Source organism: Pacificoceanicola algae (assembly GCF_049341065.1).
Taxonomy (GTDB): Bacteria; Pseudomonadota; Alphaproteobacteria; order Rhodobacterales; family Rhodobacteraceae; genus Pacificoceanicola.
Genome location: NZ_JBMPIX010000021.1, coordinates 1 through 13913, shown reverse-complemented (window position 1 = coordinate 13913; position 13913 = coordinate 1). Strand labels below are relative to the sequence as shown.

The window sequence follows — 13913 nt, the reverse complement described above, 5'->3', positions numbered from 1 at the left end:
ATCAAAATGCACAGACGACAGCTTCTGGCCGCATCCGCAGCCGCAGTAACTGGGTTCACCCTCGTAGCGCCAGCGACCGCGCAGACCACCGACGACGCAACCCAAGCCTCGTTCGATACGGTCATGGCCTTCATGGGGGCCATGGGCGGTGGTGACATGGATGCCATGGGCGCGCTTATGGCCGATGACATGGTTTGGCAAAACGAAGGTGATCCCGCCTTGCCATGGATCGGCACATGGGAAGGCAAGGAGACGATCTTCGGCTTCCTTGGCACGTTCTCACGGAATGTTCAGGTGACCCAATGGGAAAATCAGGACGCCTTCGCCTCCGGCGACACCGTGGCCGTGTTCGGGCGGATGAAATTGCGGCTGACGGCCTCCGGCGCGGAAACCGACGCGTTCACCTTTGCCCTGCGAGCCAAGGTGCGTGACGGACAGGTCGTGCTCTGGAACTGGTTCGAGGACACATATGCCGTAAGCCAGGCGTTCCACGCCGCTTAAGCCAGACAATCAACGCTGCGGCCGGGACCATGAGGATATCGAGATGCCAAGCCTTTCAAACCTGCTTCTGATCTCGGCCGCAGTATCGCTGCTCACTGCAGTGGCGCCCGCCTCCGCTCAGAACGTGACTTTCCCGATGCGGGATGGCGCGCGTCCGGACACCACTGACGGCGTGCCGCACGTGCAGATCGGCGTATCGCCGGTCCCTGAGTTGTCGGAAGAAATGCTGCGTCAAGTCGCTGAATTTCCCGGGGTTGTTCTTGGGGCGACCCGCGTATCACTCCCGGGTGCGGTCGGGTTTCAACTGACGAGCGACGTGTCGATCGCGCAGCCGCAGGCCATCGTTGGCGGGCGCGAGTTTGCGCATCTTCACCCTGATGGCAGCTTGCATGCCTCGCTGCACCCAGACACAGCTCTTGCCGCGAAAGACGCCGGTTGGGCCGTGGCACATCCTTGGGCCGACCAGCGCGCGGGTTGGGAGGGGTTCGTGATGATCTATACCCCAATGACTGAAGCCGAATTGGACGTGGTGCTGCAACTGTTGCGAGGGTCGTATACCTACATCACTGGCGAGGCCTTGCCGTAAACGTAGCGATAGCAGCCATTCGCATGCCGTGCGGCATTGGTCATTGTTGGCTCATAGCTGCCATTTTCTGCTTTGCAGCAAAGCATAGTCAAGCAGCCTGCGCGCCCTCCCCCGCCCTGCCCGTCTCGGATCTGGCGATCAGGTAATCGCAGGCCCGCTGCGCGTCCGCGGCGTGCCGGAAGATCGCGCCCTTGTCCGACCGAAGGACGCGCAATTATCGCGAGGACGGCATAATGCGGAGGAAGTCCGGCAAGCCCCTTGTTTCTCGGTGCTTCCGGCATTTTTCCTCCGCATTATCTGTAGCGCCGATCAGAGTGTGTCCAGCCAGTCGAGCACGCTTTGGTCGCGCCGCCACGAGGGCGAACTACTGGTCTTCGGTTTTTCAACTCGCTCCAGCGCCTTGCGTTTGGTTTCCAGGTTGGCCTGGGCGTAGTGGTTTGTGGTCTCAAGGCTGACGTGACCAAGCCAGCTGCGGATCACCGTGACGTCGACGCCGGCGGCTACCAGATGCACGGCCGTCGCGTGCCGGAAGCTGTGCGGTGTCACATGTTTTCTCGCCAGCGTTGGCACGGTCCTTTCAGCCGCCCGGACATATTCCGCCAGCTTGAAGCGCACACCCGAGGCGCTGAGGGGGTTGCCGTAGCGGTTCACAAAGATAGGCTCATTGGCTGGCCTCGGTGTTCGTTCAAGTAGCGACCTCAGCAATACGACCGTCTCCGGCCAGAGCGGACTGATCCGCTCTTTGCGGCCTTTTCCGTACAATCGCACGCAGGCGGGTGCCTCAAACCTGATGGCCTGCGCGCAGAGATCAAGCGCTTCCTGGATGCGAGCGCCGGTGTTGTAGAGGAACGACAGCAAGGTATGGTCCCGCTGGCCGATCAACGTGGACCGGTCGGGTTGAGCCAGGATCGCCTGCACTTCTTCGGGCTCAAGGTAATCCGGCGCGCGGATCGGTGCCTTTTTCGTGGGCACATTCATGACGTCCGCGCATTGGGCCATCAGTTCCGGTTCGCGCGTCGCCACAAAGCCGAAGAAGCTGCGCAGGGCAGCGAGACGGCAGTTCCGGGTGCCGATGGTGTCACCGCGTTCGATCTCAAGATGTTGCAGGAAGGCGATGACCTCCGCCGCGGTCAATTCGCTCAGCGCTAGGCGAACAACCGGCTTGCCACGCCGGGCCGCGACAAAGCGCAGAAAGAGCCGCCAGGTATCACGATATGACTTGATGGTGTGCACAGAGGCGTTGCGTTGCTGGACCATCCAGTCAGTGAAGAACATGCGCAGCAATTGGGGGAGCGGATCAGATTTCATGATGCCACCTCCGCCGGTTCAGCATTGCCGGGCGTGGCGAAGGCCCGGAACCTCTCACTGGCTTCGTGCAACAGCTCCTGGGTCACGGTGATGTAGACCAGCGTGGAGTTGATGTCGCGATGGCCGAGATATGTTGCAAGATACGGCAGCTTTTCCTGGGGATTCACGCCTTGCCGGTACCATTCGAGGATTCGGTGAACGACGAAGGTGTGGCGTAGGTCATGGATGCGCGGCCCAGTTTTTCCCGTGGCGGGTTTGAGACCTGCCATGCGCAGAATGGCAACCAGATGATCGCTAATAGTTGCCCGAACGTAATAACGGTTATTCTGATCGTGCCAGAACAAGCCAGCGTCAAGGCTGCGAGACACGTTGGCCTTCTGCCGCGCTTCGAGAAGCGCGCGCAACGCATCTATCGCGCTCTCCGACAGCGGCAAGAGGCGGGACTTGAAGAACTTCGTTTCCCGGATCGCGATGGTCCCCGCCTGCATGTCAACGTCGCCAAGCGTCAGCCTTGCAATCTCGCCAATTCGCAATCCGGCGCAATAGGCCAGAACCAGCATCGTATAGAGATTGATCGGACGCGACGGCGCGCGCGGCGACGGGTAGGTCCGGGCGATTGCAAGCAGTTTCTGGATGTCCTCGGGACTGTAGATATGCGGACGCCGCCAGCCGCGAGCGACCTGCTTCACTGGCCGGTTGTCCGGTCGCCGTTTGGGCCGTGATGGATCGCCGTGGCACAGTGCATTGTTCAGGATACGGGCCAGTTTCTCGCATTCGGCCGGATGGTTCGCGGTCGCCTTCGTCCTTCGGTAGTGCTCAAGCAGGGTCTCCGGTGGTTGACCATCAAGATCGGGTCGTTGCTGCAAAAAGCGGTCGAACCTGCGGCAAATGACGTCGGCCGCCTCATACCGGTAGCCCCGGCGCTGCATCCGTTCGACATGGTCGCGCATCAGCCCTCCCAATGAACTCTCGAACGGTCGGGGTTGTCGCAACACCTCGAGTGCCTGATCGGGATCAGGGGCCATCAAAGCCCGTATGATGCCCGTGTCACTGCGGGCATTATAGTTACGGCGAAGGTCGGAGATCGGATTGCTGGCAATTCTTCCATCATTCGCCAGAGCATCAAGGAAACGGGCGACAATCCGGGCGCGGTTTTGCACCGTTGAATGGGCCCAGACCTCACCGCGCTCGCGCAGCCAGTATTCAAGTGCTTGCCGGTCGGTTGCGCCAAACCGCAACACCACCTGCCAGAAGCTGTTCAGCGCCTGGCGATAGTAGATTGGCGTTATCGCGTAGTGCAATGGGAGCTGAGCGATGTAGTTCTCGATGATCACATCGCCATCTTCAGGCCAGCGCGTCATTGTCTTACCTCCCGGCCCGGAAGGTCGATGGCAATTGCACGCAGGTCTTCCGTGGCAAGCTTGAGATAGGGAGCTGTCGCCTCCAGGGAACGGTGGCCCAGCACATCGCCAATGATCTTGCGCGGGGTGGATGCCCTCAGCATGCTGACTGCGCGGGCGTGACGGAAGATGTGTGGCCCTCGCTTGCCAGCAAGCTCGATCCCGGCGGCAGCGAGACGACGCTTGACCACGCCATAGAGGCCGCCCGCCTTCATCGCCTGATAGGGCGCCCGGCTTCGTACGAAGATGGTGCGCGCATCAGTATCCGGACGGCCGCCTTGCAAGTACCGCAGGATCGCTTCCCCCACGGGTTCCATCAAGGGCAGAACAGCCATGGTATTGGTCTTGGAACGCTGCACCCGCAGGGTATCGACACGCCAGTCGATATCGCCGATTTGCAACCGGCCGACCTCGCCTGAGCGAAGGCCATACTTGGAAAGGAGTTGAAGAATGGCGTGATCGCGCAAACCCAAAGGCGAGACGTCCTGCCCCGCCACCTCTAGCACATGTACGATCTGTTCGGCGGTCAGGATCGACGGAATGCCCTCGTAGGCGTAGAGAAGCGGCGCGATCACATGACCCGAGAGGTCATCCAGATGCAGCTTGCTCCGGTGTAGATGTCGCAGAAAGCCGCGCAACCGTTCGGCCACATCCTTGAGCGATTTGCGAGTCAGGCCCGGCGCCCTGATGTCCATGTAGGCATCGATGTCGCGCACGCTCAGATCGGCAAAACCGGCTTTTCCGTTTCGCTGGATGAACCATTTGCAAAAGTGGCGCGCCTCCCACATCAGCGCCGTGATCGAGGGCTCGGCCAGACCACGTTCGGCCCGCAGCCATCGCTCATACTGATCGCAGATCTCGTGGGCGAAGCGCTCCGCTTCGGTCATGGCAGGCGGCGCTGGCGGCCATTCTGACAAAGCGGAACGTAGCAAAGCGTGAATGCCCGACCGCGGAATTGATGCCCAGCTGGACCCCGGTGCGCGCCCGCGATCCAGTTGGAACTGCCGGACTGCGTGGCGCAGGTATTGTGCGACAAGGTCCGGGGTGACGTCGCGCAGGTCAATCGCGCGCTCCTCCAGATAAGCGAGGAATTGACCCGCGTAGAGGCAATAATTGTGAATGACAGTCGGGCTATAGCGCTGACGGCGCAGCATGTCGCGAAGCTTGGAAAGCTCCTCAGATTGGGATGATGACATTTGGTTCTCCTTGGTTAGTTGGGCCAACCAAGGGAACCTCCTGTCTCAAATAATGCGCAGCAAGGGCAACAGCACCCCAGCCCAACACATTGAAATCAAACGGGCTACGAAATTCCCCTCCGCATTATGCCGTCCTCGCGATAACTGCGCTAATGATGAGCTCATCATTACCGCAGCCAGTTGTGGAGATAGGCAGCATTCATCTCGAGCGTATGCGCCGTGAAGCCGAGCGTCTGACCCAGGAACACCGAGGTCAATTCCGCGACGATCTCCTCGCGCGCATAGGACGTGTTGCCAAACTTCGAGAACCCGAAATCACGGTTCAGCCGATGCGGGGCTTTCGTGGCATGGGCCAGCTCATGGGCCCAGACCCCGTAGAAATTGCGCGGGTCCTGGAACCGCGTGATGGACGGCATGTAGACCTTGTCCACGGGTGGCAAATAGTACGCCTCCGTGCCCGTGAAGACGGTCGTGATGTCGATGGCATCGAAAAACGCCTGCATGTGCGGGATTGGCTCGGACCGCGGATGCTCGGGCACGGGCTCCGGGTCCGGAAAGAAGCTGTCGGGCAAGCCCTCGATCTGGCAGGCATTGAACACGCGGTAGGATTTCTGAAAGCGGAAGATGCGGGCCTCCTCGGAGCGATCATCCCCGTCGCTGCGGTCATGCTCATATGCGCCCGCGTCTTTCCGGCTTTGACCGTAATAAACGACGACAGAGGACTTCTCGCCCTTGCGGACCTTTGCGTCCAACGCATTGGCTTGCGGCAGCGTCATCCAGAAGGGAGAGCTGTGGCCCGCCATCACGGTCCGCATCGTCAGCAGGAAGTTGTTCACCCCTTGGTAGGGTTCTCCGCCCACGCGCAGGGGACGAGAGCTGCCACCTGCGGTCCATGGCTTGCGCCACGGCAGGACGCCGCGCTCGATGATGCGGATGATTTCGTTTGTGATGACCTCGGAGGCATCGAATTCGGGCGTGCGGGATCGGGCCATGGCTGGCCTCCTTTCGAGTGTTGGTGAGAGGGAATGGTGATCAGGTTGACTGGCGGGGGCGCGGATCGTTGGCGATCCTGGCACCGAGGGCTTCGACCATGTCGATGTAGGTGGTCAGCGAGACGGACCTGCCAGGACCGCAAGGGTCAGGGTCGACCGATCCGTCCCGCGCCACGCACGGCAAGTTCGCGAAGGCGGTGACATCGGTGACGGATCGGATATCGATGAACGGCGTTCCTCGTGCGACCGCGAGGGCGGCCAAGGGAAAGCGCTCGATCGGCGCGAAGGTCGACACGGTGGTCCAACCGAGATGGAGGAATGTCCCACCCTCCCCGCAGATCACATGCGCGTTTGGCAATGACGCCGCCTGCTTCAGATAGCCGAGATCACGCAGGACGGTCTGGCGTTCGAGCCGCTGTGCCAGCGCCGTCTGGCCAGTTCGGCGCAGCTCTCTATGCCGCCACCAGGAGGCGGCGGTTGCGCGGAGCACGCGCAAGACACCTGATTGCATAGGAATGCCCTTCATCCGGAACGGCAGACCGGAACCCGGCCCGGACCCATCTGAGGGACCCCAAAGGCCCTCATCCGTCAGTCACAAAACCCGAAGAACACTTTCTCTTTTTCCGGCCCCTTTGGGCACACAACAAAACCGAAAAGCCCGGCCCTTCTGCCGAAGCCATTGATTTCATGCAGCAATTCCAGATCGGCAGGCAAGATCGGCAACGCATATCGGCAAAACCTTGCTTGAAAGTACGAAATGTGTTTATTTTTCAATTACTTTGCAAACATGGAAGATCGGCAAAAATGCTGGAAACACCCGCCAGGATCGAACCCTGCTTCTTCGAGGAGCATATTCCCACAGAACTGGCAGACCTTTCGGTCGACATCCAGAGGGAAGCCACCGGGCTGGGACAAGGGTTGCATCCTGACAGCGCAGCCGAACTTGCCGATCTCGTCCGTGTGATGAACTGCTACTACTCCAACCTGATCGAAGGACACAACACGCGCCCCCGCGACATCGAAAGGGCGCTGGCTGGTGCCGAGCTTGAGGAAGAAACCCGTCCCCTCGCCCTTGAGGCCCGGGCGCACGTCATCGTTCAACGGGCCATCGACGAGATGCATCGCAAGGGCACCCTGCCCCGCCCCACATCCGTCGAATTCCTGACTTGGGTCCATAAGAGCTTCTACGACGAGATGCCGGAAGAGTTTCGGGTCATCGAACATCCCGACGGCACACAAGAGCCCATCGTTCCGGGACGCATGCGGCAGGATGATGATCGGGAAGTTGCGGTCGGGCGCCACCTACCTCCTTCATCGTCGCGCGTCGCGGCATTCATGGACCATTTCGACAAACGATTTCAGATTGCGGCGCGGTCTTCGAGCGGACGGATCATCGCGATCGCCTCTGCACATCACCGGCTCAACTACATCCACCCTTTCCCGGATGGTAACGGCCGTGTCAGCAGACTGATGTCTCATGCCATGGCCCTCACAGCGGGGATTGGTGGCCAAGGGCTCTGGTCCGTATCACGTGGGCTGGCCCGCGGGCTAACCGATCGGGGCGAGTACAAGCGGATGATGGATCTGGCCGACAGTCCACGCCGCGGAGACCGCGACGGACGGGGGAACCTGTCAGAAGCAGCACTGAAGACGTTTAGTGAATGGTTCCTAAAGGTGACGCTCGACCAGATCACCTTCTCAGCAAGATTGTTCGATCTCGGCGGACTGGACCAACGGTATCGTCGTCTTGTTGCAGATACCATCGATGACAAGCGAGCGCCGGAACTAATCTCGGCGGTTCTTCGGCATGGCGCACTGGAACGTGGCGACGCGCAGATTGTGCTCAAGACGTCCGAGCGTACGGCACGCAACACGCTGAGTAAACTGACCGCCGCCGGATACCTGATCTCCGTCTCGCCGAAGACTCCAGTTCGGTTGGCGTTCCCGTTGGATTATCGAGAGCGGCTCCTTCCAAACCTGTTTGGAGATGGTGACCTGACTGTGTGATTTTCGTTAGTCCGCGCTCTGCGCAGGAAAGCGCGCCCAGGGAGAAAGTGGACGAATCCCCTAAGCAATTAGTTCACAGCTGTGAACCTGTCTTCTGCGCGACGAAACAAGACGCAGTTCACAGCTGTGAACTTTTCATGCAGCGTCCTTTCTCATAAGGGCCATGATCATGGGACCACAGGAGAATTCACCGAGCGCAGCCTTTGCAGACAGCGACCGCAAATACCCACCAGGTGACCGGATGTCGCCGAAGCGTTCCAACATTGCCAAGATGACCACCGATGCCTCTTCCGGGCCCATGTACTTTTTGGCCTCATCCCACGCTGAAGGAGAGACGCCCATCATAGGTCTTATTACATCGGCAACCCTTACCAGATCATGCCAGTGGCGCACAGGTCGTTCAGCATAAGTTCGGTATTCAGAGCAAGCGGCCAAAACGAGACCGAGGGGTATTCTAGGTAGATTGTTGTCGACCGAGACAGGCTCATCAGTACTACCCTCTGCAACCAGTGCTGTCGCCGGATCGGAGGCGCTGCCCTCGCCCTGCGCTTTTTCTAAGCGTGGTTCAAAATCATAAGAGTCTTTATTTGAATTCTGATAGTGCTGCTCATTTGTGACTTCATTGGTGCTCATATCTTGTGATTGCACTGGTTCCAACAGGTCCCGAATGGCGTTGAGGGCTTCGGACAACGCAGATTCCATCTGCTGCAACTCTGCAAAGTCGAGCTTGCGGCGAAGGTCACGCGCCGTCAGGACGCATAGGTCGGACGCCTGGTCCCAGATGGCGCGGTCAGGGCGCAGAGAGCGGCCGTAGTCGACGAGACCCGCTAGATCACGGCGCATGAGGCTTACAGTGGTTCTAAGCCGCTTGTAGCGCTCCTCCGCAGCACGGACAGCCTCTGCGGCTTCGCACACTTCGACGAAGCGTTGGGCGAGGGGGGCCAGATCGAAGCCGAAAGCGATCTTTTCGTCTCCATATCGGCGCGTGTAGCGTTTGCCGTTGGGACTGTCGCGACGCACGACGAAACCGGTTTGCACCAGGTTCGCCAGATGCCGCCGCATGGTCGAGCAGGGCATACCGTTCAGGCGCTCACAGATAGCCTTGTTGGACGGATGCACGACAGTTTCACTATGGTTCCCGCCAACGATCGTGGCCTGATGGAAACTTACCAATGCCTGAAGCACGCTCAAATCACGGTCGGACAAGCCGAAGGCGATACGGGCAGCGGCGAGTTCGCGAAGTGCTTCCCATTTGTTGACGCCGGAAGGGGGGAGGTCCTGTTGCACCGCTGCCTGATAGTGCAGAATGGCAGCATTTATGGGTCGCCTGAAAGGCGTTACGGGGGTGTAGTCCATTTTACATTCACGAAGACAAAGAAATCACGGTCCGCGAATCACTTAAGACTTGCGAAAAACGGCGTCCGAGACTAACTTGAAAGTGCTAAGAACAAGTCAGGGTCTCGTAGGGCGGTCGCTTTGCGGGACCTTTTCTTTGGCTTTTTCGTGCCTCCTGTTTTTGGTTTCTGCTCTTCCTCAGTCTTCTGAACGCTGCTTCCAGCGTTCGTGAAGTTCTTCAATCAAATCATCGGCTTCAGACTCTACCCAGTCGGCAAACTTACTATTCTGCAACTCGATCGAGATCCCTTTGGCGGTGCGTTTGAGCGTGCCGCCACGTTTGCCCCCAATCCTGAGCGGCTGACTGGATGCAGCAGAAGGGGAGGGGGCCTTGGCCGGTTTGACTAACCTTGTGACAACCTTCGACACGGCCTCGAACGCCTGCACAGAGGGATCGTCGGTCGCAGGCCCGGCATCAATCACCATGGCCACATCGGCCTTGCCATGGGTTTCCTCAGCAAGGCGGATCAGGCTGCCCCGATCCAGGTCGTTGTCCGCGATGGCACGGCCCACGGCCTCCCACCGGGGTCGGCCGATGCCGTGTGCAGCACCGATGGCGCGGATGAGGTCTGTACCGACCATGTCGGCGATGGCGATGGCCATGGACACCGAAGATTTGGTCACGGTCAGAACTTCTGCAACCTGTGATTGATTTCCAAAGCCCGACGATACGAGTTCTTGCGCAAATATCGCCTTTTCAATGAAGGACAAATCGCGGCGCGCCATGTTTTCGGAAATCTGCGCACGCAGGGCACTGTCATCATCCAGATTTGCGACCAGTGCGCGCACCTTGGCGACCTTGTCGGACTGGCGGATCGCCTCGAGCCGGCGGCGACCATAGACGAGCAGATAGCGGTCCGTCTCTGACGGGTGCCGGCGCACAAGAATTGGTACGGTCTGACCATTCGCCTCGATTGCGGCGCGCAGATCATGCACATCCGCCGGATCAAGCCGGTCGGCCATTCGGTCGTCGACGATACTGGCCGGGTCGAGTTCCCAGACATGATGTGAATCGACCGCATCACGGGCCGAGCGCAGGGCGCGGTTGGACGTCATCATAGGGGTTACGGCACCAGCCTGAGGGGTAGGGTCCGGGCCACCGGCTGCCGCGAGATTGTCGAGCATCGACATCCGTTTTTTCTTGCCACTCGTCATGCCCGCCCCCACGTTTTCTGAATAAGATCAGCGACTTCGTCGTTCAGCGCGTTCAGGCTTTCAAGGGCGCGATCGTAGGTCGTGCGGGTAAAGGCGCTCCGCTCGACTTCGTATAGGGTTTGCTTTGTCAGACCTGCATCGGAGATCGCCGTGGATTTGAGCATTGGCGAGTTGAGCACCGCATCGCCATACATGGTGCGCAGAAAGGCGACGATCCGGTTTTGTGGTGCATCCTGAGGTTCATAGCGTGTCAGCGCATAGCGCATCCAGTCGTGGGACATGTCCGCACCGCTTTCGGCGATCACGTCCATCAGATCAGCCGTCATGCGCAGAAATTGCGACATCGACATCACGTCGAGCATTTCCGGATGAATTGTGACCAGCACGCCGGTGGCGGCCGAAAGTGCGGACATGGTGAGAAAGCCCAGTTGCGGCGGACAGTCGATGACCACAACGTCGTAATCGCCGTCAACCTGCGCCAACGCCTCTTTCACGCGGAAAAAGAACAGGCCTGCGTTGCCTTGTGAAAGAGCACGCGGCGTTTCGTGTTCGAACTCCATCAGTTCCAGATTGCCTGGGATTAGGTCGAGGTTCGGGATATAGGTCTTGCGGATGACGGCGCGGATCGGCTCTGGGTCGTCATAGCGGATCGCGTCATAGAGCGTGCCGCCATCTGTCAGATCGAATTCGGGCTGTACGCCATGTAACGCCGTGAATGAGGCCTGCGGATCAAGATCAATGCCCAGGACGCGATAACCGCGCAAGGCCAGCCGCTGTGCAAGGTGTGCCGAAGTCGTGGTTTTGCCCGATCCACCCTTGAAGTTCATCACACCGATGACTTGCAGGTGATCGCCGTCACGCCGTCCGGGGATATAGTCTCCAGGCTTGCGCGCGGTCTTTTCCAGCAGGACACGCAGGGCCTGAATGTCCTGCGCGGAATACAGGCGACGATTGCCGGCCGTCAGTTCAGGCGAAGGGCCCTTGCCATCAAGGTTGATTTTGCGCAGGTATGAGTCGTTTACACCAAGAAGCGCTGCCGCCTCGCCGGAGGTGAATTTGCGCATTTCCTTTGTGGCGTCAGGGGGAAACAGGCTCTCGCGTTGCGAATGCAGCTGGTTGGCCAGCCACTCGGAATGCTGGCGGATGACCGCGTTCAGGTCCTGATGCACGAAAGTCTTGTTCATCTGCCCTCTCGATCCGCGCTACGCATCTTTGGCGTGTTCACGGTTATTGACGTTTTTTGCCTCGTTTCCGTGACTATTGCCGTAAGAGTTGGATTCGCGCAAGTTTTTTCCACATCTTGTGTGATCTCACCGTCGAAACACAAGCCCGTTCGCCGTCGTCGTCGAATGCTGATCTTGGCAATTGCGGCAGGATGATATACATATAGGATCGTATATCCACCTGGAGGAACGACACCATGCAAGTTGCAAAATGGGGGAATTCGCTCGCGGTCCGGCTGCCTGCCGAACTTGTACGCGAACTTGGCCTTAAAGAGGGAGACCAAATCGATCTGATAAAGGACGACGGTACTTTGCTTGTCCAGCGCCAACCTCGCGCCGATGAAGTCCTGCAAGGGCTAAGGCGGTTTCGCGGAAAGCTATCCAAGGGCGCACGCCTGAGCCGCGACGCTACGCATGAGCGCTGAATTCGCGGATACAAATATCGTTCTTTACCTTCTTGACGACGGCCCAAAGGCGGATCGGGCGGAAGACATCCTGGGGCAGGGGCCACGGATCAGTGTGCAGGTCCTGAACGAAGCGATGGTCAATTGCAGGAGGAAAGCCGGTCTCAGTTGGGAGGAGACCGGCGCTTTTCTTGCAGGGGTCCAATCCTTGTGTCCAGTCGAGGACCTGTCTGTGCAAACCCATCTTGTGGGCCGAGCTTTGGCAGAAAAATACCAGCTGTCGGTCTATGACGCGATGATTGTGTCGGCCGCTCTTATTGCTGGATGCACGACTTTGTGGAGCGAAGATATGCACGACGGATTGCTGGTCGAAGATCAGTTACGCGTCGTGAATCCATTCACCTGACCAGAAAACGGGCTGCAACCTTACAATCGTTCCATGAGTTGGAAGATTTGCAAGGTTGTGTTTATTGCGCGCACTTCAGCAAGCCCAACTTCTCCGCGCGTTCCAGCAGCATCCTCACGGACGACGGCTGCCAGCTGGCGCGTCCGCGCGGAGTGCGTTCGCGCATGGATTCCAGACGGTCACAGATCTTCTGGAGCGTGATGTTGGGGTCCGCGCCCTTGATCGCTGCGACAATCGCCGGCAGGCGATCGTCGGTTTCGCGGCGTCTGGCGCGGCCAAGCACTTCATTGGGCAGAAACCCGTCGCGCACATAGGCTTTCACTGCGCGCAAAAGGCAGCTTTGCGTCCAGTGGCGGTCGTGGGGCAGGGGGCCATTGATGATCCGCAGCACATCTTCCCAGGCCATATCGGGTCGAAGTCGTCGGACTTGTGGCACCCAGTCTTGAGCCGTCTTGTTCAGCCGGTCCATGTAGCCGTCTTGCCGCGCGAGCCGCACCTTGCGTAGCGCCGCTGGATCGCGGGCGCGTAGGCCCGGGTTCCCGCCGACCCGGCCCTTTGCACGGGCGCTCGCCAGCCCCGCCTTGGTACGTTCGCGGATCAGTGCCCGCTCGAACTCGGCCGCGGCGCCCAACACCTGCAGCGTGAACTTGCCTTGCGGGGATCCGGTGTCGATCGGGTCCTGAATGGAACGAAAGAACGCCCCCTTGGCCTCAAGCCGTTCGATCACCTCCAGCAGATGTGACAGAGACCGCGCAAGCCGGTCGATCCGAACGACAACCAGCGTGTCGCCCTTGCTAATGCGCTCCAGCAAGCGGGCAAGCACCGGCCGCGCACGATTGCCGCCTGAGGCGTGTTCTTCATGGATTTCGACGCATCCCGCAGTTTGCAGGGCCTCAGACTGGGGCAGGGGGGTCTGATCCTCTGTCGATACGCGGGCGTAGCCTATCAGGGGCATGAAAACGGGGCCGTTTGCAATTACATATACCGCTACTAAACGACCGTTTGAAAACGAATGCAAGGGCGCTCTCTGTGGCCCTGCTCAACGTAAAGCCCTTGGTTTCTATGCAGCGAGCGCGATCAGAGAGCCCTCGTCGACCATCGCCTGTGCGTGCTATATAAGAAGCGTGGGTGCACTCTGACAAAACCCTTGGGTAAAATGCAAAACTCCAGTATTTTGCACATATGAAGCCTCAAGCACCTGCCTTTCATGATGAATCTGAAACTCTCTTCCTCGACGCTGAGGAGGTGGAACAGTCGCCCGAGTGTCGCGTTTAGTTCCCGATTTCAATTGAAGCAGTAAGCTGAAACTGAAGCGCTGGAATTTCACCTTAGCGCTTCAC

Annotated in this window: 13 protein-coding genes and 2 pseudogenes; 5 read left to right on the top strand and 10 right to left on the bottom strand. The window is 59.2% G+C overall.

Features of this window, described 5'->3' with window-relative positions; all coding sequences use genetic code 11:
* Positions 1 to 6: 6 nt before the first annotated feature.
* Positions 7 to 501 (top strand): nuclear transport factor 2 family protein, encoded by a 495-nt coding sequence (locus ACOYQJ_RS20895; RefSeq protein ID WP_422907941.1) that lies wholly within the window; start codon positions 7 to 9, stop codon positions 499 to 501.
* 43 nt (positions 502 to 544) lie between these two features.
* Positions 545 to 1087: a luciferase domain-containing protein gene (locus tag ACOYQJ_RS20890; RefSeq protein WP_422907940.1), complete on the top strand. Its 543-nt coding sequence runs from the start codon at positions 545 to 547 to the stop codon at positions 1085 to 1087.
* Between the two features lie 88 nt (positions 1088 to 1175).
* On the opposite strand, the pseudogene ACOYQJ_RS20885 reads toward ACOYQJ_RS20890, so the two are convergent.
* The 6 genes and pseudogenes from ACOYQJ_RS20885 to ACOYQJ_RS20860 all read right to left on the bottom strand — a co-directional run.
* Positions 1176 to 1301: pseudogene (locus ACOYQJ_RS20885) on the bottom strand (ArdC family protein); the annotation flags it as partial.
* A gap of 95 nt (positions 1302 to 1396) precedes the next feature.
* Positions 1397 to 2395 carry a site-specific integrase gene (locus ACOYQJ_RS20880; RefSeq protein ID WP_422907939.1) on the bottom strand — a complete coding sequence of 333 codons (999 nt, stop codon included), beginning with the start codon at positions 2393 to 2395 and terminating at the stop codon, positions 1397 to 1399.
* The gene (locus ACOYQJ_RS20875; protein ID WP_422907938.1) at positions 2392 to 3756 is read right to left on the bottom strand and encodes a tyrosine-type recombinase/integrase; all 1365 of its coding nucleotides are present in this window, start codon (positions 3754 to 3756) and stop codon (positions 2392 to 2394) included. The genes ACOYQJ_RS20880 and ACOYQJ_RS20875 overlap by 4 nt, the downstream gene beginning before the upstream one ends.
* Positions 3753 to 4991: a tyrosine-type recombinase/integrase gene (locus ACOYQJ_RS20870; RefSeq protein ID WP_422907937.1), complete on the bottom strand. Its 1239-nt coding sequence runs from the start codon at positions 4989 to 4991 to the stop codon at positions 3753 to 3755. Before ACOYQJ_RS20870 ends, ACOYQJ_RS20875 begins: the two co-directional genes overlap by 4 nt.
* A 170-nt stretch (positions 4992 to 5161) precedes the next feature.
* Positions 5162 to 5983, bottom strand: a pseudogene (locus ACOYQJ_RS20865) (ArdC family protein); the annotation flags it as partial.
* Positions 5984 to 6023: 40 nt separating this feature from the next.
* Positions 6024 to 6494, bottom strand: coding sequence for a hypothetical protein (locus ACOYQJ_RS20860; RefSeq protein WP_422907936.1), 471 nt, complete (start codon positions 6492 to 6494; stop codon positions 6024 to 6026).
* A gap of 293 nt (positions 6495 to 6787) precedes the next feature.
* On the opposite strand from ACOYQJ_RS20860, the gene ACOYQJ_RS20855 reads away from it, so the two are divergent.
* Complete coding sequence (locus ACOYQJ_RS20855) at positions 6788 to 7990, top strand: Fic family protein (RefSeq protein WP_422907980.1); 1203 nt, start codon at positions 6788 to 6790, stop codon at positions 7988 to 7990.
* A 135-nt stretch (positions 7991 to 8125) separates the two neighbouring features.
* Here the strand turns inward: ACOYQJ_RS20855 and repC are convergent, their stop codons facing one another.
* The 3 genes from repC to repA all read right to left on the bottom strand — a co-directional run bounded on the left by repC (position 8126) and on the right by repA (position 11724).
* Positions 8126 to 9346 (bottom strand): plasmid replication protein RepC, encoded by a 1221-nt coding sequence (gene repC / locus ACOYQJ_RS20850; RefSeq protein WP_422907935.1) that lies wholly within the window; start codon positions 9344 to 9346, stop codon positions 8126 to 8128.
* 177 nt (positions 9347 to 9523) lie between these two features.
* On the bottom strand, positions 9524 to 10540 hold the full coding sequence (gene repB, locus ACOYQJ_RS20845) for a plasmid partitioning protein RepB (RefSeq protein WP_422907934.1): 1017 nt from the start codon (positions 10538 to 10540) through the stop codon (positions 9524 to 9526).
* Positions 10537 to 11724 (bottom strand): plasmid partitioning protein RepA, encoded by a 1188-nt coding sequence (repA, locus tag ACOYQJ_RS20840; RefSeq protein ID WP_068293325.1) that lies wholly within the window; start codon positions 11722 to 11724, stop codon positions 10537 to 10539. Before repA ends, repB begins: the two co-directional genes overlap by 4 nt.
* Positions 11725 to 11960: 236 nt before the next feature.
* Between repA and ACOYQJ_RS20835 the strand changes: the two genes are divergently transcribed.
* Both ACOYQJ_RS20835 and ACOYQJ_RS20830 read left to right on the top strand, forming a co-directional pair.
* A complete protein-coding gene (locus tag ACOYQJ_RS20835) occupies positions 11961 to 12188 on the top strand; it encodes an AbrB/MazE/SpoVT family DNA-binding domain-containing protein (RefSeq protein ID WP_422907933.1) in 228 nt (75 codons plus the stop codon).
* A complete protein-coding gene (locus tag ACOYQJ_RS20830) occupies positions 12178 to 12573 on the top strand; it encodes a PIN domain-containing protein (RefSeq protein WP_068293322.1) in 396 nt (131 codons plus the stop codon). Before ACOYQJ_RS20835 ends, ACOYQJ_RS20830 begins: the two co-directional genes overlap by 11 nt.
* Positions 12574 to 12634: 61 nt before the next feature.
* Here ACOYQJ_RS20830 and ACOYQJ_RS20825 read toward each other — a convergent pair whose 3' ends face one another.
* The gene (locus tag ACOYQJ_RS20825) at positions 12635 to 13528 is read right to left on the bottom strand and encodes a recombinase family protein (protein WP_422907932.1); all 894 of its coding nucleotides are present in this window, start codon (positions 13526 to 13528) and stop codon (positions 12635 to 12637) included.
* Between the last annotated feature and the right edge of the window lie 385 nt (positions 13529 to 13913).